This is a genomic window from Nocardia sp. NPDC050412 (assembly GCF_044458825.1).
In the GTDB taxonomy this organism is placed as follows: domain Bacteria; phylum Actinomycetota; class Actinomycetes; order Mycobacteriales; family Mycobacteriaceae; genus Nocardia.
Window position 1 is genome coordinate 24,473 of record NZ_JBITIJ010000006.1, and the last position, 22,920, is coordinate 47,392.

Annotated in this window: 24 protein-coding genes; 11 read left to right on the top strand and 13 right to left on the bottom strand. The window is 65.5% G+C overall.

The annotated features are described in order from the left end of the window. Positions 1–75: 75 nt before the first annotated feature. The 9 genes from ahcY to cofD all read right to left on the bottom strand — a co-directional run bounded on the left by ahcY (position 76) and on the right by cofD (position 8,393). The gene (ahcY, locus tag ACIBI6_RS17815) at positions 76–1,560 is read right to left on the bottom strand and encodes an adenosylhomocysteinase (protein WP_364343982.1); all 1,485 of its coding nucleotides are present in this window, start codon (positions 1,558–1,560) and stop codon (positions 76–78) included. Positions 1,561–1,629: 69 nt separating this feature from the next. After that, a complete protein-coding gene (locus ACIBI6_RS17820; protein ID WP_364343985.1) occupies positions 1,630–2,700 on the bottom strand; it encodes an alkane 1-monooxygenase in 1,071 nt (356 codons plus the stop codon). Between the two features lie 278 nt (positions 2,701–2,978). Further along, positions 2,979–3,599 carry a TetR/AcrR family transcriptional regulator gene (locus tag ACIBI6_RS17825; protein WP_396957344.1) on the bottom strand — a complete coding sequence of 207 codons (621 nt, stop codon included), beginning with the start codon at positions 3,597–3,599 and terminating at the stop codon, positions 2,979–2,981. Positions 3,600–3,638: 39 nt separating this feature from the next. Beyond that, entirely contained in the window at positions 3,639–3,821 is a 183-nt protein-coding gene (locus ACIBI6_RS17830) for a rubredoxin (RefSeq protein ID WP_364343988.1), read from the bottom strand. Further along, positions 3,818–3,991 (bottom strand): rubredoxin, encoded by a 174-nt coding sequence (locus ACIBI6_RS17835; RefSeq protein ID WP_040694908.1) that lies wholly within the window; start codon positions 3,989–3,991, stop codon positions 3,818–3,820. The genes ACIBI6_RS17830 and ACIBI6_RS17835 overlap by 4 nt, the downstream gene beginning before the upstream one ends. A 2-nt stretch (positions 3,992–3,993) precedes the next feature. Then, a complete protein-coding gene (locus ACIBI6_RS17840) occupies positions 3,994–5,232 on the bottom strand; it encodes an alkane 1-monooxygenase (RefSeq protein ID WP_396957089.1) in 1,239 nt (412 codons plus the stop codon). Between the two features lie 209 nt (positions 5,233–5,441). Beyond that, entirely contained in the window at positions 5,442–5,957 is a 516-nt protein-coding gene (locus ACIBI6_RS17845; RefSeq protein ID WP_364343995.1) for an NUDIX domain-containing protein, read from the bottom strand. A 76-nt stretch (positions 5,958–6,033) separates the two neighbouring features. After that, positions 6,034–7,398 (bottom strand): coenzyme F420-0:L-glutamate ligase, encoded by a 1,365-nt coding sequence (locus ACIBI6_RS17850; RefSeq protein ID WP_364343998.1) that lies wholly within the window; start codon positions 7,396–7,398, stop codon positions 6,034–6,036. Beyond that, on the bottom strand, positions 7,395–8,393 hold the full coding sequence (cofD, locus tag ACIBI6_RS17855; RefSeq protein ID WP_396957092.1) for a 2-phospho-L-lactate transferase: 999 nt from the start codon (positions 8,391–8,393) through the stop codon (positions 7,395–7,397). Before cofD ends, ACIBI6_RS17850 begins: the two co-directional genes overlap by 4 nt. 528 nt (positions 8,394–8,921) lie before the next feature. On the opposite strand from cofD, the gene ACIBI6_RS17860 reads away from it, so the two are divergent. From ACIBI6_RS17860 to ACIBI6_RS17890, 7 genes are all read left to right on the top strand, one after another. Then, complete coding sequence (locus tag ACIBI6_RS17860) at positions 8,922–9,155, top strand: WhiB family transcriptional regulator (RefSeq protein ID WP_029901515.1); 234 nt, start codon at positions 8,922–8,924, stop codon at positions 9,153–9,155. Between the two features lie 152 nt (positions 9,156–9,307). Continuing rightward, entirely contained in the window at positions 9,308–9,787 is a 480-nt protein-coding gene (locus ACIBI6_RS17865; RefSeq protein ID WP_330249994.1) for a metallopeptidase family protein, read from the top strand. A gap of 106 nt (positions 9,788–9,893) precedes the next feature. Beyond that, the gene (locus ACIBI6_RS17870) at positions 9,894–10,274 is read left to right on the top strand and encodes a DUF3499 domain-containing protein (protein WP_083898166.1); all 381 of its coding nucleotides are present in this window, start codon (positions 9,894–9,896) and stop codon (positions 10,272–10,274) included. Positions 10,275–10,334: 60 nt separating this feature from the next. Continuing rightward, positions 10,335–11,705: a phosphomannomutase/phosphoglucomutase gene (locus ACIBI6_RS17875; RefSeq protein ID WP_396957345.1), complete on the top strand. Its 1,371-nt coding sequence runs from the start codon at positions 10,335–10,337 to the stop codon at positions 11,703–11,705. 241 nt (positions 11,706–11,946) lie between these two features. After that, a complete protein-coding gene (locus ACIBI6_RS17880) occupies positions 11,947–13,167 on the top strand; it encodes a tobH protein (protein WP_396957094.1) in 1,221 nt (406 codons plus the stop codon). Continuing rightward, positions 13,167–14,387: a mannose-6-phosphate isomerase, class I gene (gene manA / locus ACIBI6_RS17885; RefSeq protein WP_396957096.1), complete on the top strand. Its 1,221-nt coding sequence runs from the start codon at positions 13,167–13,169 to the stop codon at positions 14,385–14,387. Before ACIBI6_RS17880 ends, manA begins: the two co-directional genes overlap by 1 nt. Positions 14,388–14,683: 296 nt before the next feature. Continuing rightward, positions 14,684–15,604, top strand: coding sequence for a cation diffusion facilitator family transporter (locus ACIBI6_RS17890; RefSeq protein WP_396957098.1), 921 nt, complete (start codon positions 14,684–14,686; stop codon positions 15,602–15,604). 82 nt (positions 15,605–15,686) lie between these two features. Here the strand turns inward: ACIBI6_RS17890 and ACIBI6_RS17895 are convergent, their stop codons facing one another. Together ACIBI6_RS17895 and ACIBI6_RS17900 are read right to left on the bottom strand one after the other, a co-directional pair. Further along, positions 15,687–17,150 (bottom strand): phytoene desaturase family protein, encoded by a 1,464-nt coding sequence (locus ACIBI6_RS17895; RefSeq protein WP_396957100.1) that lies wholly within the window; start codon positions 17,148–17,150, stop codon positions 15,687–15,689. Between the two features lie 55 nt (positions 17,151–17,205). Further along, on the bottom strand, positions 17,206–17,790 hold the full coding sequence (locus tag ACIBI6_RS17900) for a TetR/AcrR family transcriptional regulator (RefSeq protein ID WP_364344019.1): 585 nt from the start codon (positions 17,788–17,790) through the stop codon (positions 17,206–17,208). Positions 17,791–17,894: 104 nt separating this feature from the next. Here ACIBI6_RS17900 and ACIBI6_RS17905 point away from each other — a divergent pair, with 104 nt between their 5' ends. Together ACIBI6_RS17905 and ACIBI6_RS17910 are read left to right on the top strand one after the other, a co-directional pair. After that, the gene (locus tag ACIBI6_RS17905; protein ID WP_396957101.1) at positions 17,895–18,320 is read left to right on the top strand and encodes a DUF4267 domain-containing protein; all 426 of its coding nucleotides are present in this window, start codon (positions 17,895–17,897) and stop codon (positions 18,318–18,320) included. 183 nt (positions 18,321–18,503) lie between these two features. Beyond that, entirely contained in the window at positions 18,504–18,719 is a 216-nt protein-coding gene (locus ACIBI6_RS17910; protein WP_396957102.1) for a DUF4287 domain-containing protein, read from the top strand. Positions 18,720–18,793: 74 nt separating this feature from the next. Here ACIBI6_RS17910 and ACIBI6_RS17915 read toward each other — a convergent pair whose 3' ends face one another. Both ACIBI6_RS17915 and ACIBI6_RS17920 read right to left on the bottom strand, forming a co-directional pair. Beyond that, entirely contained in the window at positions 18,794–19,015 is a 222-nt protein-coding gene (locus ACIBI6_RS17915) for a hypothetical protein (RefSeq protein WP_396957104.1), read from the bottom strand. 27 nt (positions 19,016–19,042) lie between these two features. Then, positions 19,043–20,401 carry a cation:dicarboxylate symporter family transporter gene (locus tag ACIBI6_RS17920; protein WP_364344028.1) on the bottom strand — a complete coding sequence of 453 codons (1,359 nt, stop codon included), beginning with the start codon at positions 20,399–20,401 and terminating at the stop codon, positions 19,043–19,045. Positions 20,402–20,510: 109 nt separating this feature from the next. Between ACIBI6_RS17920 and ACIBI6_RS17925 the strand changes: the two genes are divergently transcribed. Beyond that, positions 20,511–22,199: an ATP-binding protein gene (locus ACIBI6_RS17925; protein WP_396957106.1), complete on the top strand. Its 1,689-nt coding sequence runs from the start codon at positions 20,511–20,513 to the stop codon at positions 22,197–22,199. Continuing rightward, a complete protein-coding gene (locus ACIBI6_RS17930; protein ID WP_364344034.1) occupies positions 22,196–22,897 on the top strand; it encodes a response regulator in 702 nt (233 codons plus the stop codon). Before ACIBI6_RS17925 ends, ACIBI6_RS17930 begins: the two co-directional genes overlap by 4 nt. Positions 22,898–22,920: the final 23 nt, after the last annotated feature.

Consider the following 22,920-nt stretch of genomic DNA (forward strand, 5'->3'; position numbering starts at 1 on the left):
ACATAGAGCGACAGCGCCCCGCCGACCGGGCTCGGTCGGCGGGGCACAGGCCTTTTCAGCGCTATCCGCGGCGGCTCAGTAGCGGTAGTGGTCGGGCTTGTACGGGCCCTCGACGTCGACGCCGATGTACTCGGCCTGATCCTTGGTGAGCTTGGTCAGCGTGCCGCCGAGCGCCTCGACGTGGATGCGCGCGACCTTCTCGTCCAGATGCTTGGGCAGGCGGTAGACCTCGTTGTCGTACTCCTCGGGCTTGGTCCACAGTTCGATCTGCGCGATCACCTGATTGGAGAAGCTGTTCGACATCACGAACGACGGATGTCCGGTCGCATTGCCGAGATTCAGCAGTCGGCCCTCGGACAGCACGATGATGGACTTGCCGGACTCCTTGAACGTCCACAAATCGACCTGCGGCTTGATATTCAATTTCGTTGCGCCGGAACGCTCCAGCGCCGCCATATCGATCTCGTTGTCGAAGTGACCGATATTGCCGAGGATGGCCTGGTCCTTCATCGCCTTCATGTGGTCGAGGGTGATGATGTCTTTGTTGCCGGTCGAGGTGATGACGATATCGGCCTGACCGATCGCCTGCTCCACGGTGACGACGTCGTAGCCGTCCATCAGCGCCTGCAGTGCGTTGATCGGATCGATCTCGGTGACCTGCACCCGGGCGCCCTGTCCCGCAAGCGATTCCGCGCAGCCCTTGCCGACGTCTCCGTAGCCGCAGATCAGTATCTTCTTGCCACCGATCAAAACGTCGGTGCCCCGGTTGATTCCGTCGATGAGCGAGTGGCGAGTGCCGTACTTGTTGTCGAACTTGGACTTGGTGACCGAGTCGTTGACATTGATCGCCGGGAATACCAGCTCACCCGCTGCCGCGAACTGGTAGAGCCGCAGCACGCCGGTGGTGGTCTCCTCGGTGACGCCCTGCACCGATGCGGCGATCTTGCCCCACTTGGTCTTATCGGTTTCGAAGCGCTCGCGCAGCAGGTTCAGGAAGACCTTGTATTCGGTCGAGTGGTCCTCGTCCTCCGGCGGCACCAGGCCGGCCTTTTCGAACTGCGCGCCGCGCAGCACGAGCATGGTGGCGTCACCGCCGTCGTCGAGGATCATATTGGCCGGCTCGCCCGGCCAGGTCAGCATCTGTTCGGCGGCCCACCAGTACTCCTCCAGGGTCTCGCCCTTCCAGGCGAAGACCGGGGTGCCCTTGGGCTCGTCCACGGTGCCGTGCGGTCCGACGACGACCGCCGCCGCGGCATGGTCCTGGGTGGAGAAGATGTTGCAGGAGGCCCAGCGGACCTCGGCGCCCAGCGCGGTCAGCGTCTCGATCAGCACCGCGGTCTGGATGGTCATGTGCAGCGAACCGGAGATGCGCGCACCCTTCAGCGGCAGCACCTCCGCGTACTCGCGGCGCAGCGCCATCAGGCCGGGCATCTCGTGCTCGGCGAGGCGGATCTCCTTGCGACCGAATTCGGCCAGCGACAGGTCCGCCACCTTGTAATCGATGCCGTTGCGGACATCGGCGGTCAGGGACGTGCGTGCGGGAAGTTCTGAGGTCGTCATCTGCCTCTATCAGCCTCTCCTGGTTCGTCAGTACCGGGTCAAGGCTAACCGCTGAGTGCACCCGACGGACTACGCGGTCACGCCATAGGACATCAGGATCCGGCGGCGCTTACGCGGCTGGATATTCGCGAGAGTGATGTCGCCGCCGTAATGGGCCAGTACGCGGTGATCCATGATGTGTCGCCACAGCGGTGGGATGGCCGCGAACACGATCATGGACAGGTATCCGGCGGGCAGTTGTGGCGCCTGCATCGAACTGCGCAGGGTCTGGTACCGCCGCCCCGGATTCGCGTGGTGATCGCTGTGCCGCTGTAGATGGAACAGGAAGATGTTGGTGACCAGGTGGTCGCTGTTCCAGCTATCGCGCGGCGAGCAGCGCACATACAGGCCATTGGGTCGGCGGGCCCGCAGCAGTCCGTAGTGCTCGATGTAGTTCACCGTCTCCAACAGCATGACGCCGATCACCGCCTGCAGCGCGAGATACGGCAGCACGCGCCAGCCGAAGATCGCGATCAGCGTGCCGAACAGCACCACGCTCATTGCCCACGCCTGCAAGATGTGGTTGCCCAAGGTGAACCAGCCTTTGCCCTTGCGGGTAAGGCGCTCGCGTTCGAGCCGGATGGCGGAGCGGTATCCGCCGGAAATACTGCGCGGCAAGAACTCCCAAAGTGACTCGCCCAACCTGGCGCTGGCGGGATCGTCCGGTGTCGCCACGCGCGCGTGATGGCCCCGGTTGTGCTCGACGAAGAAGTGTCCGTATCCGGATTGCGCCAGCGAAATCTTGGCCAACCAGCGCTCCAGATGTTCGACCCGATGCCCGAGCTCATGCGCCGCGTTGATGCCGATACCGCTGACGAACCCGAGAGTCATTGCCAGCCCGAGCTTGTCGACCACGGCAAGCTCGTCGCCGGCCCACATGATGGCGGCGATGACCAGGCCGACCAACTGAACCGGCAGGAAGAGATAGGTGCACCACCGGTAATACCGGTCGTTGGACAGCAACTCGTAATCCTCGTCGCGCGGATTGGTGCCGTCCACACCGACGACCCAGTCCAGCACCGGGATGACGATCAACACGATGATCGGCCCGATCCACCAGAAGACCGGGGCGCCGGTATGCAAGACCAGCTGCGATGGCAACAGCGCGATCGCAGGAGCGATCAGGCCGAGAACCCACAGATGGCGTTTAGGGTCGGGCGACCCCGCCGGTTTGCCAGCCGTTTGCACGTTTGCCCCGCTAAATAAGTTCCCTAACTCCGACGCATGAGAATACATACAGACCTTACGTCCGTTACACAGCAGCTTGGCACCGAAAGTTGTCAACCGTTACATGCGTGGCGGTCGGTTTTCAAGTACCTTCACATGTCGCCATGATCAGGGCACACTCACCGCAAACAGTCAATTTCCCAGTGGTGGAATCAGTGCCGTTCGCGCGCGGCCAGAATCGCCTCGACATACGGGCTGAAGACGGCACTCAATTCGGCGGGCGCATTGCGGCCTTCCGCGGGCGGCGTCGGGATGTAACTCAGCGCGATACGCACCAGAGCCTGTGCCAGCACATCGGATTCGATGACCGTCGCCTGTACCCAGCTGTGCTGGAACGCGATGGACAGCCGTGCGGTCGCATGTTCGACCAACGGCTCGGCATCAAGGGTGATGAGCCGCAATAGATCCAGCTTCACCTCACCTGCGACCAGTGACTGGACCAGCGGGTCGGCTGCGGCCGCCTGGAAGAAGTCGCGCAACCCCTCTTCGAATGCGGCGCGCGCGTCGCCGATATTGCCATCGATCGCGGAGCCGACATGATCGACCAGATCGTCGGCCAGGCGCAGCGCATAGGACTGCGCAAGTCCGGCGCGCGAACCGAATTCGTTGTAGAGGGTCTGCCTGCTGACACCGGCGCGGGTGGCCACATCACCGAGGGTGATCTTGGACCAGTCCCGCTCGGTGAGCAGTTCGCGCATCGAATCCAGGACGGAGGTGCGCAGGAGTTCCCGCGCCGCCTCCTGATAGGAAACTCTGGGTCCGTTGCGCGGCATACCCGCGAGGTTGTCACGGGTGGTTGCCGCAGTCAAAATTCACGACCGTTGGATCTCGACCATATAGAAGTCGGCCTTGGCGGCCCCGCAGTCTGGGCAGGTCCAGTCGTCCGGGATGTCATCCCAGCGGGTGCCCGGCTCGATTCCGTCCTCCGGCCACCCCTTGGCCTCGTCGTATTCGAAGCCGCATTGGATGCATTGGAACAGTTTGTATTCACTCATTTGGGAACCCCCATCGGTTCGAAGTCGATCTTCTCGCGCACGCCGCAGTCCGGACAGCACCAATCGTCGGGTATCTTTTCCCACGCCGTGCCGGCCGGAAACCCTTCGTGCGGTGCGCCTTTCAGCTCGTCGTAGACGTAATCGCAGACAGGGCAACGAAATCTGCTCATGGTCAAGCCTCCGACGCAGCCGTACCGTAGCGCGCGATCACCTTGTCCCGCTTGGCCGGATGGATATTCGCGCGGGTGATATCGCCGCCGTAGTGTGCGAGCACCCGCTTGTCCATCACGCGCCGCCACAGCGGCGGGAAGTAGGCGAGCAGAATCATGCTCGCGTAGCCGCTCGGCAGATTCGGCGCACCGTCCCAACTGCGCAGCGTCTGATAGCGGCGGGTCGGGTAGGCGTGGTGATCACTGTGCCGCTGCAGGTGGTACAGGAAGATATTGGTGACGATGTGGTCGCTGTTCCAGCTGTGCACGGGCGCGGGCCGCTCGTACCGCCCGGACGCGATGCGCTGGCGGACCAGCCCGTAGTGCTCGAGGTAGTTGACCGCCTCCAGCAAGCTGAAGCCGACGATCGCCTGCAGGATCAGATACGGCAGCAGGCCGATTCCGAATACCGCGAGCAAGACCGCATATAGCGCCACCGACATCAGCCAGGCACTGAGCACCTCGTTGCGCAGACTCCACGACTTCTTGCCGAGCCGATCCAGGCGGGTCTTCTCCAGCCGCCACGAAGAGACGAAGCTGCCCCATACCGTGCGCGGCCAGAAGGCCCAGAACGACTCGCCGACACGGGAACTCGCGGGATCCTCGGGTGTTGCGACGCGCACGTGATGGCCGCGGTTGTGCTCGATGTAGAAGTGGCCGTAGAAGGACTGGGCCAGGGCGATGCGCGAGAGCCAGCGCTCCAGATCGATCTTCTTGTGGCCGAGTTCGTGCGCGGTATTGATGCCGATGCCGCCGATCATGCCGACGGTGATGGCCAGGCCGATCTTGTCGACGATGTGCAGCCCACCGTCGATGCCGAGCCAGCTCAGGTTGTCCGCCGTGATCAGATAGCACCCCATGGCCAGCGTCGCATACTGGAACGGCAGGTAGAGGTAGGTGAGATAGCGGTAGTACCGGTCGTTCTCCAGGTACTCCATCACCTCGTCGGGCGGATTGTCGCCGTCCGGGCCGAAGAAGATATCGGCCAGCGGGATCACCACGTAGACCAGCACCGGGCCCAGCCAGAACGGCACCTGGGCCAGCCGGTGCCAGCCGAATTCGTTGAATGCCCAGACCAATGGAAGGCCGATGGTGAAAAGGCCGGTCGGCGCGAACAGCCCCCATAGCCACAGGTATCGCTTGCGGTCGCGCCAATCGGTCGCCGCGGCCGGGGGGCCTGGCGCATGGGTTTCCGTGGACATCGTTGTCTCCTCATTCAAGCGGCACATCACATGTGATGTGCAGTACCACTTACTTGGACATTAGAGATCAACTTGTCTTCTGTCTAGACAAATTTATGAATTTGTAAACTCTGGCGGAAACGGCGAATCGGACGCCGCGGCACGCCCGATACGACGATCGCCGCGCCATCCCGTCGATTGCGGACGACGTGCGATCGAACTGTGCGGATTCAACGAAGCAGGACGTCGGCGTCGTCGGGCAGTGCGTCGATCGGCCACCAGCGCAGATCGGTGGATTCATGACTGCGGACCGGGACCGCACCCGGCGGTGCGACAATGCGGAACAGCAGGTCGAGGTGACGGGTCGGGACGCCGAGCGAACAGGTGATCGGATGAGCCTGCGCGCCATAGAGTTCGGTAGCCATGCGCAGGCCGTTCATGCCGGACTCCTCGGTCGCCTCGCGCAGCGCGGCGTCGGCCACCGTCTGGTCACCCTCCTCGCAGTGCCCGCCGAGTTGGATCCAACGGCCGACCCGCGGATGCAGCGTCAGCAGCACCTCGCGCTCGTCATGCGAGAAGACGACGGCCGAGGCCGTGATGTGACCGGGTGCGTGCTCGCGCAGACACCCGCGCGGTGCGGATCCGAGGAAGGCCAGCATGGCCTCGCGCAGCGAGGCATCGACACCCGTCGGCTTCCACGCCTCGAGCAACCGCGTTGCCGAGAGGTGCAGCGAACTGGCGCTCATGACCGCACCTCGCCGGCGCTGCGCCCCGTCGTACGCGCGGGCGCACTGTGTTCACGGTTCACTGGCCGGCACTCGCTCACAGCTCGACCAGGCCGGGGCCCGGCCCGAAGACGGGACGGGGGGTGAGTTCTTCGAGGGGGTAGCCGATCGCGATGGCGCCCAAGGGGTTCCAGTCGTCGGCGAGGCCGAGGACGTCGCGGGTGATCTCCGGGGCGAAGATGGTCGACCCGATCCAACAGCTGCCGATGCCCTCGGTGGCCAGCGCGACGAGCAGGCCCTGTACCGCCGCGCCCACCGCGACGGTGAACATAGTGCGTTCGTTGCCGCGCCGCCGCTCATCCGGATAGTCGTGTGCACCGTCGGGCACACAGAATGGGATGATCACCTCGGGTGCGTCGTGCAAGATGCGGCCGCGGGCGATTCGGCGTTCCACTCGCTCCGGATCGAGACCGTCCGCGGTGAGATCGGCCCGCCACTTCTCGGCCATGGCTTCCAACAGTTCGGCGCGCATGCCGGGTTTACGCACCCAGACGAAGCGCACCGGGCGAGTGTGATGCGGCGCGGGCGCGGTGAGCGCCTTCGCCACGGCGGCGCGGATGCGTTCGGGATCGACTGGGGTATCGGCGAATTGACGAATCGAGCGGCGCAGCAGCAGTGCCTCGGAGCGGCCCCGCTCGATCGCCTCGGCTGTGCCGAGCCAGAACAGGTCATCGGTGCCGCCGCGCAGCAGGTCCGCGGCGCAGGAGCCGTCGTCGGTGATCGGCAGCCCGCGCACCACCGCGACCGGCACGCCGCCGAGCTTGCCCTTCACCAGATCCGCGGCGGCGGCCAATTCGTCGGCCACCGCCACCTGGGTGACCTGCAGTTCATTGCCCTGTCCGTCGACGGCGCCCGCATAGTCGTGCAGCACCCGCAGTCCGGCGGCGCCGATGGCGGTATCGGTCTGCCCGTTGCGCCAAGCGCGGCCCATGGTGTCGGTGATGACCACCGCGACATCCACCCCGAGCCGCTCGGACAGCGCGGCGCGCAACGCCTTCGCGCTCCCGTCCGGATCCGCTGGCAGCAGAACGAGTTCACCCTGCTCGACATTGGATCCATCCACCCCGGAAGCGGCCTGCACGATGCCGAGCTTGTTCTCGGTGATCAGCGTGCGGCCCCTGCGCGCGAGCACGCGCACCGCCTCCTGTTCCACCAGCGCGCGGCGCGCGGTATCGCGCTCCTCCGGATCCAGCGGCGCCTCGACAATCCGACCCTCGACCTTGGCGACGATCTTGCTTGTGACGACCAGGATGTCGCCCTCGACCAACCAGGGCGCGGCGGCAGCGATGTGTTCGGCGAGATCGTCGCCGGGCCGAAACTCCGGCAGCCCGGTAATCGGCAGGATCCGCAACTCCCCCGCCGCGTGGTCGGCCCGACCCGTCAATGGCTCTTGTGTAGTCATGGTTTCACCCCAGCCAGGTCGAGCGCCTCCCGCACCATTTCGGCGGTGGTCGGCGGATCGGTCATCAATAGCGGCACGCTTCGCACGTCGACACCGGGCACATCCGCGGTATCGGTGCTGTGGATCAGCCACCCGTCCAGGATGCCGGTGGCCGAGCGAGCGCCATAGTGCCGTCCGATCGCCTCGGCGGTGGTTTCCACGCCGATCACCGAGAGGCATTCATCGGCCATGCCGCGTAACGGTCTTCCGTCGATCACGCCGGAGATGCCGATCACCTTGGCCTCGGTGGTGCGCAGTGCGCCGCGAATGCCGGGCACCGCGAGGATCGCACCGATGCTCACCACGGGGTTGGAGGGGGCCAATAGCACGACATCGGCCTCGGCTATGATCTGCGTCACATTTGACGCCGGTTTGGCTTCATCGGCCCCAATTGTGGCGAATCCGTGCGTCTGGATGTCCGCGCGGTAGCGAACCCACCACTCTTGGAAATGGATCGCGCGACGTTCGCCAGGGTTGTCGGGGTCACTGACAACGACATGTGTTTCGCAACGATCATCGGTAGCCGGGATGAGTTTTACGCCCGGCTGCCACCGATTGCACAATGCCTCGGTGACCGCGGAGAGCGGATACCCGGCGCGCAACATTTCGGTCCGAACCAAGTGCGTGGCGATATCGCGATCCCCCAGACCGAACCAATCCGGTTGGGCATGGTATTTGGCGAGTTCTTCCTTGGCGTGCCAGGTCTCGGCGACCCGGCCCCAGCCGCGTTCGGTATCGATCCCACCGCCGAGGGTGTACATGCAGGTGTCGAGGTCGGGGCAGATCCGGAGGCCGTGCATCCAGACGTCGTCACCGACATTGACGATGGCGGAAACGTCCGCATCGGGCAGTAGTTCCCGGACGCCCTGAAGGAAGCGCGCGCCGCCGACCCCGCCCACCAGGACGGCGATCTTGGGCCCACTTGCGGGTGCGGTGTCCGCTTGTTGTGGAGTCACATCGACACAGCCTATGCGCTGTCGGAGCGGCCCCGGTTCACGCCGTATTTGCTGCTCATTTGCTATTCCGCGTTCAAGATCAGCTCTGGAAAGCGGTAGCGGATAGTAACGGAATTGCGACGGCGGCTTGACCATCGACACGTCCGGCGTGTCTAATCACAGACATGTCATTTCGGGTTCGCGCGAGAGTTCAAGGCGCGGACAGTTTTTCGAACAAGTGTTCGCATCGGAGTGGCAAGCTCGGGGATGTCCGCGGGACAACGTCGCGGGGTACGGCCGTCGGTGTGCGTGTTGGTCCGACGGAAAGAATCAATCTGCGCTAACACACAGTGAGGAGGCGGAGCGATGGCCAATGAGCTGGCCCCTTCGGGCATGCCGGGCGGCGTATCGCAAACCGATTCCACAGCAGGCGCAGCACGTGGCGTCTGCGCAGACATCGGTCGGATCGAACCGGACCGGATCGGGCCTGAGATGACCGACGGAGTGACAGCACCCCGGCTCAGCTTGGTCGTGACGGGCTTCGACGAGATGTTCGAATCGATCGAAGAGCAGTGGCAGGAACGTGCCCTGTGCGCACAGACCGATCCGGAGGCGTTCTTCCCCGAGAAGGGCGGCTCGACCCGTGAGGCCAAACGGATCTGCATGGGCTGCGAGGTACGCGACGAGTGCCTCGAGTACGCACTCGCACACGATGAACGCTTCGGTATCTGGGGCGGGCTCTCCGAACGAGAGCGGCGCCGCCTGAAGCGCGGCATCGGCTAGAGACTTGGGGCAAGCCCCGGAGTTGCCTCGGGCAACTCCGGGGGGCAAGCCCAGAAGTCGACCGCACCCGACCCTCGGCCGCCGACGCGGCGAACGCGGCACCCAATGGGGCGCCGAAGGTCGGGGGAGGCGGATTAGCCTAAGTTTTAGTCATGGCCCGTTCACGTAATCGTCGTCCACCGACCGCACGATCGGTGATCCGTCGTGGGCGCGGGGTGCGCGGGCCGATGCTCCCACCGACGGTGCCGGCATGGCGCACCAGGGGCCAGCAGTTCGACCGGCTGGTCCTGGAGGCCTTCGCGCCCTTGGACACCCGGTGGCACGATCGACTCACCAAGCTCGATATCGCGGTCGACGATGTGCCGAAAATCCGTCCGCTGCACCCGGATTCGGTCACCTGGCCGGATGAGGTGGTGGCCGACGGACCGGTGCCGCTTTCCCGACTCATTCCGGCGGGCGTAGACAGGCACGGAGTGGCCACCCGCGCCCGAGTTGTGTTGTTCCGCAAGCCACTCGAACTGCGCGCGGGCGATCCCGACGATCTGGTCGATCTTCTGCGCGAGGTGCTCGTGCAACAGATCGCCACCTATCTCGGCGTCGATCCGGACCTCATCGATCCCGAAGGCGCGTGACGAACACACCGCCGAGGGCGGGTGAACTCGCCCGAAATCGCCGAATCCTTAGCGTGTCTGAGCACATCGCAACGCCGAGCGCGTTACTCTCATCGGCGTGATCCCCATGCGTCGTTGCTGCCGACCAGGTTGCAAGAATCCCGCTGTTGCGACGCTCACCTACGTGTACTCCGACTCGACCGCGGTGGTCGGGCCACTGGCAACGGTGGCCGAACCACATTCCTGGGATCTGTGTGAAACACACGCTTCCCGCATCACCGCACCGAAGGGTTGGGAAATGGTTCGCCACGAAGGCGGATTCTCTTCCAGCACACCGGATGACGATGATCTGACGGCATTGGCCGAAGCGGTCCGCGAGGCGGGCCTGCGCCGCCGTCCCCCGGAGCACGATCAGCGTGGCTATTCCGATTACGCCCCGCCCGCACCGCGCGCCACGCGCACCGGCCGGCGCGGCCACCTTCGAGTACTCCCGGACCCGCCCAGCTAGCACTCGGATGGGACCGTGTCAGGGGTGTCGGCGCGAGCCACTAGGGTGGTCATCATGACAGTGGCCCGCTCTGCCGAATTCGTGAACGCGGTGATCAAGGCTTATGACGTTCGCGGGGTCGTCGGTGAACAGATCGACGGAGAATTCGTCAAGGATGTGGGGGCCGCGTTCGCGCGGTTGATGCGCGCCGAGGGCGCGACCCGCGTAGCCATCGGACACGATATGCGCGAGTCCTCCCCGGAACTGGCCAGCGCCTTCGCCGACGGCGTGCTCGGCCAGGGCCTCGACGTAGTGCACATCGGACTCGCCTCGACAGATCAGCTCTACTTCGCCTCCGGTGACCTCGACTGTCCCGGCGCGATGTTCACCGCCAGCCACAATCCGGCCCGCTACAACGGCATCAAGCTGTGCCGTGCGAAGGCGCTTCCGGTGGGCCAGGACACCGGTCTGGCGACGATCAAGGACGAGGTGATCAACGGGGTACCCGGCTACGACGGAACACCGGGCAGCGCCACGAAGATCGATCTGCTGGCCGATTATGCGAAGTTCCTGCGCGGGCTTGTCGATCTCGACAAGGTCCGCCCGCTCACCATCGCGGTGGACGCGGGCAACGGCATGGGCGGACACACCGTGCCCGAGGTGCTGGGCACCGTGGCGCAGCTGAACCTGGTGCCGCTCTACTTCGAGCTGGACGGCTCGTTCCCCAACCACGAGGCCAATCCGCTCGATCCGAAGAATCTGGTCGATCTGCAAGCTCTGGTCCGCAAGTCCGGTGCCGATATCGGTCTCGCCTTCGACGGCGACGCCGACCGCTGCTTCGTGGTCGACGAGAACGGCGATCCGATTTCGCCGTCGGCCATCACCGCACTGGTCGCCGAGCGTGAGCTGGCCAAGGAGCCGGGCGCGGTCATCATCCACAATCTGATCACCTCGCATGCGGTGCCCGAACTCGTGCACGAACTCGGCGGCACCCCGGTGCGCACCCGGGTCGGGCACTCGTTCATCAAGCAGGAGATGGCGGCCACCGGCGCGGTATTCGGCGGCGAGCATTCCGCGCACTACTACTTCCGCGATTTCTGGGGCGCCGATTCCGGCATGCTCGCGGCCCTGCACGTGCTCGCGGCGCTCGGCGAAAAGGACCGGCCGATCTCGGAGCTCATGTCGTCGTACGAAACATATGCGGCCTCCGGAGAGATCAACTCGACAGTGGCGGACGCGAAGGAGCGGACGATGGCTGTAGTGGACGCATTCGGTGATCGGGCCAAATCGGTGGATCGGTTGGACGGGGTCACCGTTCAGCTCGCCGATGACGCCTGGTTCAATCTGCGCGCGTCGAATACCGAACCGTTGCTGCGGCTGAACGTCGAGGCCAGGTCGACGGAGGAAGTAACCGCACTCGTGACCGAGATCCTGAGCATCGTCCGGTCCTGACTGGGATAGTGGAATCACAGCCCGGAATGGACACGCAGGCTCAGGATTCGACGCCCGAGGAAGTAGACGACTCAGCCCGATACCGAGATTCTGAGCATCGTTTGCTCCTGACTGGAATAGTGGAATTACAGACGTTGGATTCGCCCGACCTGGGTGCCCCTGTCGATCCCTCCGAATCGACAGCCCGGGTGGGAGCAGGGCGGGACCGCACACAGCGCGATGAGGGGAGGTGGGATGCCCGATGATCGCTGGAACACCGGTGCTCGACCTCGATGATGCCGCTTCGCTCGAGGCTGCCGATGTCGGCGGCGCCCTGCGCTCCGCGGCATCCGGCGGCGCGCAGGTACGTGCGACCGCGGCCGCGGTCGGTGAGGACGCGCTCGCGCGCCTCGCGGATCTGCGACCACGCAGCGTGGTGTTGGTCTCCGGCGCGGGCCGAGCCGCACGCGCCGCGAGTCTGATCGTCGCCGCACTCGGCGACCGCGCTGGCCTACCCGTGGTCCCGGTCGCCGCCCTTCCGCCATGGGTCGGTCCGCTGGACGTGGTGCTCGTCGCTGGTGACGACGCCGGCGATCCCCGGCTGATCGATGCGGTCGACCGGGCACGGCGCCGGGGCGCGGAGGTCGTGGTCGTGGCTCCGCACGAGGGGCCGCTGCGGGCCGCCGCGGCCGGGCGTACGTCCCTGCTGGAACCCCGGATTCCGGTTCTGGACCACAATCGGCTGCTGCGCTTCCTCTCCGCCTGTATAGCGGTGCTGCGCATCGTCGATCCGACCCGCGCAGGTGCGCTCGTACCCGATCTGACCGAGTTGGCCGACGTGCTCGATGCCGAGGCATTGCGCGACGGCCCGCACAATGAGGTCTTCCGCAATCCGGCCAAGACGCTGGCCGCCCGCATGCAGCAGCGCGCCATCGTGCTGGCCGGGGACTCCCCTGCCGCCAGTGAGCTCGCCGAGCACGGCGCCGAGGTGCTGTTGCAGTCGGCGGGCAAGGTGGCCACCGCGGTACATCTGGCCGAGGCCGTTGCCGCCAATCCCCGAATGGTCGAGGCCGCAGGCGAATCCGCGCCGAACTTCGACCCGCTGTTCCACGACGAGGAACTCGACGGTCCCGCGCCGGTGGAGCGCATCGGGGTGTTCGTGCTCAGCGCCGATCTGGATCAGGCCGCGGCGCATCGCCGGCTCGCCGTTTTCGGCACCGGATCGGGTCTGGTCGACGCCGATCTGGTGAGTGCGGATGTCGAACTGCTGCACACCTCGCTCAACGATCCGGCCGCGCCCATGCCTGCCCGAGTGGATGATTCGGGTGCACCCCTGCCCGGCACCATCGCCCACGCCAGCGAACTCGAACAACTCGCGGTGCTCGCGGTGCGCTTGGAAATGGCCGCTGCGTATCTACGCTTGATCGGCTCGCGTGGCGGTGCGGCACCGTCCACCGAACAGCTCGACGGGGGACACTACTAGTGCACGAACTCGTTGGTGCGCTGCGTTCCTATGCCTGGGGTTCACGCACCGCACTCGCTAGGTTGTGCGGTCGACCGGTTCCTTCCGCGCATCCGGAGGCGGAGCTGTGGTTCGGTGCGCATCCCGCCGATCCGGCGCATGTCCGCTTGGAGAACAGCACCCGCTCGCTGCTGGAGTTGGTCGCCGAGGATCCGGAGCGCGAACTCGGTCCCGCCGCACCGGAATTCGGCGGGCGGCTGCCGTTCCTGTTGAAGGTCCTCGCCGCCGAGGAACCGCTATCGCTGCAGGCGCATCCGAGTTCGGCGCAGGCGCAGACCGGGTTCGAACGGGAGAATCTCGCGCGGGTGCCGCTGGATTCGCCGATGCGCAACTATCGCGACGAGAACCACAAGCCGGAATTGGTTGTGGCGCTGGACCGATTCGAGGCGCTGGCCGGATTCCGGGATCCGCGGCGCACGGTCGAGTTGCTGCGCGCACTGGATGTGCCCGGGCTGCGTTCGTATGCGGATCTGCTTGCCGCCCAACCCGATTCGGCCGGACTACGGACGCTGTTCACGACCTGGATCACGCTGCCGCAGAATGTCCTCGGCACCCTGCTGCCCCAGGTGCTCGACGGGTGCGTGCGCTATCTCTCGGAGAAGGGCACTCGTGAGTTCACCGCCGAGGCGCGCACCGCGCTCGAACTCGCCGAGGCATATCCGGGCGACGCCGGTGTGCTGGCCGCGCTGCTGCTCAATCGGTTGACGCTGGAACCGGGACAGGGGCTGTTCCTCGCGGCGGGCAATCTGCATGCGTATCTGCGCGGACTCGGTGTGGAGATCATGGCCAACTCCGACAATGTGCTGCGCGGCGGTCTCACGCCCAAGCATGTCGATGTGCCGGAATTGCTGCGGGTACTGGATTTCGAGCCGATCGATCTGCCGGTGGTGCTGCCGGAAGCGGTCGACGATGGGTCACTGCGTTATCGGACGCCCGCGCCCGAGTTCGCGCTGCGGCGGTTCGACCTGACCACCGAATCCGGGCAGGTGCCGCTGACATCCGCGGGGCCGGGAATCATGCTGTGCACCGCGGGTAGGGTGCGACTGTTGCAAGGGGTGAGTGAGCTGGTGCTGGCGCGGGGTGCGGCGGCGTGGATATCGGCGGCCGACACCGAGATTCACGCCCAGGCCCTAGACGCTGACGCCCAGTTGTTCTGCGCATGCGTCGGTGGCTCGAACTGACCTGTCGCCCAGTTTGCCCGTGTGCTGCCCTAGGCTGTTCGTTCGACGGCCTCCTAACCGGACCACACCGGAGCGAGTCTTACGAGCGACGTTCGCGGCCCGTCTCGCGTCCGAGTTGTCGAAGCGCACGCGCCGCAGGCGCGAGTCTCGACGACACCCGCCAGCGACTTGCAGGTCGCTCGTAAGGGTAGGACGCGAGACACCGGGGGGCCGCGAACACGACGCGCCGCAGGCGCAGCAATTAGACAGAGCAGCGCCGAAGGCGCGGCAAATCGGACACAGGAGGAACTACCTAGATGTCGGCTGGTGGTGGCAAAAAGGCGATTCTCGCCGCATTGTCGGCGAATGCGGGGATCGCGGTGGCGAAGTTCGTCGGCGCGTTCATCACCGGTTCGGGATCGATGCTGGCCGAGGCGGTGCACTCGGTCGCGGACACCGCGAACCAGGGGCTGCTGCTGCTCGGGCAGCGCCGGGCCGCGCAGGATGCCGATGAACTGCACCCATTCGGTTACGGGCGCAATCGCTACTTCTACTCGTTCATCGTGGCGCTGGTGCTGTTCACGCTCGGCTCGATCTATGCCATCTACGAGGGCATCCACAAGATTCAGCATCCGGAGGAGCTGACCAACCCGATAGTCGCGATCGTCATCCTGTTCATCGCGATCTGTCTCGAGGGCTACAGCTTTACGACCGCGATGCGGGAATCCATCCCGCTCAAAGGCAATTCGAGTTGGTGGCGGTTCATCCGCAATTCGCGCAGTCCGGAACTGCCGGTGGTGCTGTTGGAGGACACCGGCGCGCTGGTCGGTCTGGTCTTCGCATTCGCGGCGGTCGGGCTGACCATGCTCACCGATGATCCGGTCTGGGACGGCATCGGCACGCTGGCCATCGGTGCGCTGCTCGGCATTATCGCGGTGATCCTGATCGTGGAGATGCAGAGCCTGCTGATCGGTGAGGGCGCGACGCCGGAGGAGGATAAGGCGATTCGCGCCAACCTGGTCGACGGCAACCGCATCGACCGGGTGATCCACCTCAAGACTCAGTATCTCGGGCCGGAGGAGATCCTGGTCGCGGCCAAGATCTCGATCGTGCCGGATCTGGATATCGACGATATCGCCGCGGCCATCGATGACGCGGAGGCCAGGGTGCGGGCGGCCGTGCCCGCCGCGCGGGTGATGTATCTGGAACCCGACCTGTACCGGACGCCGCGGGCCTGAGCCGGATCGCCCGCGTAATCCGGCCTGGGCGCACTTTCCGCCAAATCCGGCGGCTTTGTCAGATCCGGCGAAAAGTACATGCTCAGGCCGGATTCGGTGTGCGCAGCAGATCCAATGGGTTGATGTGGATGCCGAACTCCGTGCGCAGCACGTGCCGCGCGGCATTCGAACCGGACATGCCATGGACACCGGGGCCGGGCGGGGTCGAGGCGGAGCAGAGGTAGACGCCGGGTAGTGGTGTGGCGTAGGGATTCCAGCGCGGGACCGGACGGAAGACGAACTGGCGCAGGGTCATCGCGCCCGCGGAGATATCGCCGCCGATGTAGTTGGCATTGTGCGTCGGCATTTCGGCGCCGGTGACGACGTTCCTGGCCAGGATCAGGTCGGTGAAGCCCGGGGCGAAGCGTTCCAATTGGGCAATGACGGAGGCGCTGATATCGCGGGTGGACCCGTTCGGAACGTGGGCGTAGGTGTAGAGCGTGTGGCCGCCCGCCGGCGCCCGCGTCGAGTCGACCACGCCCGGCTGGATGGCAAGGACATACGGACGATCCGCGTGTTGTCCTGCGGCGATGGTCTTTTCGACGGCCATTGCCTCGGCGCGGGTGCCGACCAGATGCAGCGTCCCGGCGAGTTCGCAGCCCGGGGCCTGCCACGGCACCGGACCGGACAAAGCGAAGTCGACCTTGCAGGCCGCGCCGCCATAACGGAAGCGGCGCAACCCGTTTGCGTAATGATTCGGTAGCCGATCTCCCGCCATGCGCAGCAGTTCGGTGGGCGCGGTATCCAGCACAACCGCCCGCGCGCCGCCGAATTCGTCGAGCGAATCGACGCGGTGTCCGGTGACGAGCTTGCCGCCGAGCCGTTCGAGTTCGGCGCTCAGCGCATCTGGAATGGCCTGACTCCCGCCGCGTGGCAGCACCCAGCCTCCGGCGTGGGCGAGGGTCGCGAGCAGCATGCCCGCTCCGGCCGCCGGAATGGCGCGCGGCGGCGTGATCGCATGCGTGGCGACGCCGGTCAGCAGCGCGGGTGCCGTCTGTTCACGAAATCGCAGGTTCCACAGGGGCGATCCCTGCTCGAGCACGCGCAGTCCGAAGCGCAGTCCGGTCAGCAGGTCTGCAGGCGGGCGGCGCAGATCCGACATCGCGAAATCCACGACCTGCCGCCAATGCCGGACCATCGGTTCGAAGAGCGCACGCCATGCGGTGCCGTCCCGGCCGAGGCCGGCGGCGGTGCGGTCCAGATCGCGCCAAGCCAGACCGGCCGTGCCGCCGTCGAGCGGATGCGCGTATGACACCTCGGGCGCGAGCAGTTCGACACCGTGCGCGGCCAGATCGAAGGCGCGGAAGAATGGCGATGCCAAGGCCATCGGATGCGCACCAGCACAGACATCGTGTCGGTATCCGGGCAGCGTCAGCTCGGCGGTGCGGCTGCCGCCGCCCGCGGTGCCCTGCGCCTCGTACACCTCGACGGTGAGACCGGCACGGGCCAGGATCACCGCCGCGGCGAGACCGTTGGGACCGGAACCGACCACCACGACATCGGGCATACCTCGATTCTGCCGGGCCGCCCCGGGCTGTGCCGTCACCCCTGCGAGGTATCGGTCACCCATTCGCTCCCTGATGTGCCCATTGGCCGAGCAGCACCCGGATGCGGTCCTCGCGCAGGTCATCGACCAGGCGACCGCTGCGATCCAGGGTGGCGATGCCGTGCAGGGTGCTCCAGGCCACCTCGGTGCCCGCCTGTAGGTTGAAATCGCCGGCGAACGGCGCATACGCGCTCTGGATCTCGCCGAATGCGTCGCGCAGCACCTGTGGCGCGTCATTGCCGAAGGTGAGTTCGGTGTTGAGGACGAACATCGCGTCGTAGCGCGCCGGATTCTCGGTCGCGAAGTCCAGATAGCCGCGCACCATGGCCTCGAGTGCCTCGACCGGGGTTTTCGCGCGGGCCCGCCGCTCGCGCAGCTGTGCGGTGAGTTCGGCGATGCCTTCTTCGGCGACGGCCGAGACGATCGCAGCCTTACCCGCGAAGTGGCTGTATAGCACCGGCTGGCTGTATTCGATCTTCTCCGCGAGGCGGCGCACGGTCACCGCCTCCCAGCCCGATGTTTCGGCGAGTTCGCGGGCCGCGTCGATGATGCGCTGGTGGCGTTCGGCGCGTTCGCGTTCTTTGCGGTTCTGCGTGGTCATATTCGAAATTCTAGCATCGCTAGACAAACTAACGAGGCCTTCGCTATCGTTGCTATAACACCTAGCGACGCTAGAAACTAGAGCACGATTTCGAGGAGCACGTCATGACCATATCGCGCATCGCCACCGCCCTTTCCCTGATCGGCGCCGCCTTCATCCTCTACATCGGCATCAGCTACCTGGTCACCCCGGAGACCATCGCCAACGGGTTCGGCCTGCCGCAATGGCCCACGGGTGATGCGGTCGCATTCATGAATCTCAAGGGCGTCCGCGATACCGTCTCCGGGCTGATCATCCTGGTGCTGCTCGCCACCAAGCAGCGCTACGCCCTCGGCATCGTCACCTTGGTGATCGCACTGATTCCGACCGGCGACATGCTCACCGTGCTCAGCTGGGGCGGCTCGGCCGCGGCCGCGTTCGGCATCCACGGCCTCACCGCAGCGCTGGTCGCCGTCACGGGCGTCCTGCTGATCCGCGAGCGTACCGTCGCGCACCGGCAGGACTCCCAGCGCGTCGCCGTCAACGCCTGATTGTCCGGAGCACGCTGGTCGACACCAGGTTTCGCCGCAACCGGATCCCCGTTTGCCGACCTCGTACCCCGCGAGGTCGGCGCCGGTGTTCGTGATCAGGCACACATTCCCGCGCGCACCGATAAGTTTCGGCAAGCGGCCCCGTCGATATTGCGGAACGTCCAGCGAATACAGGAGACGAACATGGCGACCGAACCCAAAGGCCCCGCATCCTACTTCCCGTCGATCGAAGCCAAATACGGCAGAACGATCGACGAATGGAAGGCCGCAATGGTCGCCTCGAACCAGAAGTCGCACAAGGAACTCGTCGAGTGGCTGAAGTCCGAGCATGGCTTCGGGCACGGGCACGCCACCGCGATCACCCAGCACTACCTGAACCCCGAGAAGTGGGCCAGTTGAGCCGCACGCCACGAAGGGGCCCGCAGATCCTGCGGGCCCCTTCGTATTCGGGAAGCGCTAGCGCCTCGGCCCGGTCACGGTCCGAGGAACAAGCGTTCGCACGGCAGGCGCGGTAGCAGCCGGCAGTTCTCGACGGTGTCACGAATCAATTCGATTGTGCACCAGTGCTTTCGCCGCCAATCGTGGATCAGATTGCGTACCGCCGCCGCGGTGGCGGCGTAGTCGAAGACCACACCGGCCATCCAGATCCGCAGGTGCAGATCATCTTCGGGCGGGAACCATCGTTCGGCGGTCATGGCTTATCTCATCGTCCGCGCGAGGCACTAGGCCTTGACCATGTCTACGGCGTCTGGCTGCTGCGGTGTCCGCGGCTCGTGGTCGTCGTCGATCATGGTCCGCTCGTCGAAGGGCAGTTTGCGGTCGAGGACCGAGTGGACCCAATCCATGTCGATGGTCTTGGTCCAGGTGCCGACCAGCACGGTGGCGACCGCATTGCCCGAGAAGTTGGTCAACGCACGGGCTTCGGACATGAACCGGTCGATGCCGACGATCAGTCCGACGCCGTCGAGCAGTTCGGGGCGATGGCTCTGTAGCCCGCCCGCCAGCGTGGCCAGACCCGCGCCGGTCACCCCGGCCGCGCCCTTGGATGCGACGATCATGAACAGCAGCAGGCCGACCTGCTCACCAATGTTGAGCGGTTTGCCCATCGCATCGGCGATGAACAGCGACGCCATGGTCAGGTAGATGGCAGTGCCGTCCAGGTTGAACGAATATCCGGTCGGTACGACGACACCGACGGTGGTCCGCTCGACGCCCAGGTGCTCCATCTTGGCGATCAGCCGCGGCAGCGCGGACTCGGAGGACGAGGTACCGAGGATCAGCAGGTATTCCCGGGCCAGGTACCGGACCAGCTTGAAGATCGACACCCGCGATACCGACCACAGCAGCACGCCGAGCACACCGAAGACGAACACCAGACAGGTCAGGTAGAACGCGAACATCAACAACGCCAACTGCTTCACCGCGTCCAGGCCGGTCTTACCGACCACATTCGCGATGGCGCCGAACGCGCCGATCGGGGCCAGCCACAGGATCATCGACAGGATCCGGAACACCAACTTCTGCAGCGATGCGACACCACGCAGGATCGGCTCCCCCGTCGTACCCATCGCCTGCAGCGCGAATCCGACCAGCAGTGCGATGAACAGCGCCTGCAGCACGCTGCCGGTGGTCAGCGAGGAGACCAGTGTGGTCGGGATAATGCTCTGGATGAAATCCCAGGTGCCGCCGGCGGCGTGCGCCTGATCGGCGAGCTTCGCGCCCTGCTTGGCGGTAGTGGCGACATTCATGCCGGAGCCCGGTTCGAGCAGATTGCCGACGACCAGCCCGATGCCGAGTGCGATCGTCGACATCACCAGGAAGTAACCGATCGCGAGTCCGCCCACCTTGCCGACGCTGGCCGCGGAGCGCACCGATCCGATGCCGAGCACGATCGTGCAGAAGATGACCGGCGCGATCATCATCTTGATCAGATTGACGAACATGGTGCCGAGCGGTGCGAGGTCCTGACCGAATTCAGGCGCCAACCAGCCCACCAGAATTCCCGCGATTACGGCGACAATCACGCCCAGATACAGCCAGTGCGTACGGTCGCGCGGCTGTCGTTTTGCTACATCGCTCATATCGGGAAAGTCCTCTTCAGTGGTACCGGCGTGAGGTGGCTCACGCCCTCACGTGCACAATGTTGGCTGCTAGGGGTGACGGCGGTCACGCTTTGGTGCATTACGTTCAATGGGCACGAGGGAAAAGCAAGTGTTGCGCGGTGAGAAACACGGGGGACGCGGTCGGCTATCGCTGGCCGGACAGGCCTTCGTGCTGCAACTGGTGGTGCTCGGGCTGGTCATCGGCATCGGGGCGGTGCTAGCCGTACTCGACGCCAGGCACGACAGCGATGTCACCACCTCGCGCGAGGTCACCGATGTCGCTTTGGCCGTGGCGGACGCGCCGTCCACCATCGAGGCCCTGCGCACCCCCGACCCCACCGCGTTACTGCAACCGGTGACCGAACGGACCCGCATGGCGACCGGGATGGACTTCATCGTGGTGATGGCACGTGATCGGACCCGCTACACCCACACCACGCCCGCACTCATCGGGCAACCATTCAGCGGCAATATCGATCGGGCGCTGGCCGGGGAGACGTTCACCGAGACGTACACCGGAACGCTCGGGCCCTCCATTCGGGCGGTCACGCCGGTCTATGACGACGGGCGCATCGTCGCATTGGTCTCGGCGGGTGTCACCCGGGCACGGATCGGCGCTCAGGTCGGTACGCAATTGCCGTTGATTCTCGGCGTGGCCGCAGCGGGTCTAGTGGTAGCGGCGGCGGGTTCGTTTCTGTTGAGTCGCCGGATTCGTCGACAGACGCACGGTCTCGCGCCGGATGAGCTGCGCACGCTGTACGAACAGCACGATGCGGTGCTGCATTCGATCCACGAGGGGCTGGTGGTGTTCGGTCCGAACGCCGATGGCGCGGAGGTCGTCAACGACGAGGCGCGCAGGTTGCTGGATCTGCCCGATGGACCCGTCGCGCGTGCGGATCTGCCGATTTCGATGCAGCGGATGAGTTGGGGGGTGGTTCGCGACGAGATGCATGTGACCACGGACCGGATTCTGCTGGTCAATCAGGATGTCGTCACCTGGGAGCGGCGGCCGATCGGCACCGTGATCACCATCCGCGACCACACCGAATTGCGTACCGTGATGGGCGAACTCGATTCGGTGCGCGGATTCGCGGAATCGCTGCGCGCACAGGCGCACGAATCGGCCAACCGGCTGCACACCGTGATCACCATGGTGGAGTTGGGACGCTATCGGGAGGCGGTGGAGTTCGCGACCGCGGAACTTCAACTGTCCCAAGCTCTTATCGATCGGCTACTCGCCTCGGTCGGCGATCCGGCGCTTGCGGCACTGTTGCTCGGCAAGGTGAACCAGGCGGCCGAGCGCGGCATCGAGTTGACGATCACCGAGGATACGGCGCTCGACTCGACCGCGCCGCTGTCCGCGCAGGAGACAGTGACACTGGTCGGCAATCTGATCGATAATGCCATCGACGCGGCTGCCGAAGGTGACGCTGGATGGGTGGAAGTTACTGTGCGCCAGCAGGATGCGTCGGCTGCTGCCGATCCGGCGCTGGCACCGGAGCCAGCACTGGCCATCGAGATGGCGGCGGCGTTCGATTCGGTGCGACCGGCGAACGATTCGGCACTGTATATGCGCGTCGCGGATAGCGGACCCGGCATGTCGGCCGAAGCCTTCGCCCGCGCCGCCGAACGCGGCTACTCCACCAAGGCCGACCATCAGGGCCTCGGGCTGGCACTGGTCCATCGCCTTGTCGACCGGCACAGCGGCGTAATCGACACCGAACGCGATCCGGAAAGTGCCGTGACCGTGACGATCCCACGAAAGGATGCGCGATGATCCGAGTGTTGATCGTCGAGGACGAGCCATTGATCGCCGAGGCGCACCGCGCCTACGTCGAACGGATTCCGGGCTTCAGCGCGGTCGCCGTCGCACACACCGGTCGCGAGGCCATGCGCGCCGCGGCCGATGCGGCTGCCGAGAATGCACCGATCGACCTGGTGCTCATGGATATCGGACTTCCCGATGCCAGCGGCCTGGATGTGGCCGCCGCCCTGACCGGCCTCGCACCCCGCCCCGACGTCATCGCCATCACCTCGGCCCGCGACCTGGCCATGGTGCGCACCGCGGTCTCCTACGGGGTGGTCCTCTACCTGCTGAAACCGTTCACCTTCGCCGCCTTCCGCGACAAACTCGAACGCTACCGCGAATTCCGCACCGCCCTACCCGCGGGCGAAACCGCCATCTCCCAACAGGATATCGACCGCGCCCTCAGCGCCCTACGCACCTCCGACCAACGCGCCACCGCACCCAAAGGCGTTGCCCCGCAAACATTGGACGAAATCTCCCGCACGGTCCGCGACGCCCCAGGCGGACTCACTGCCGCCGATACGGCCAGCACCGTCGGGGTTTCGCGGATTACGGCATGGCGCTACTTGGAAAAGCTGGCCGACGACGGCCTGGTCGACCGTAAGTCCGACTACGGCCACGCAGGCCGCCCCAAAACCCGCTACACCTGGAAACCGCGCCCAGAGTGACTCGGACACGGCGAGAGAATGGG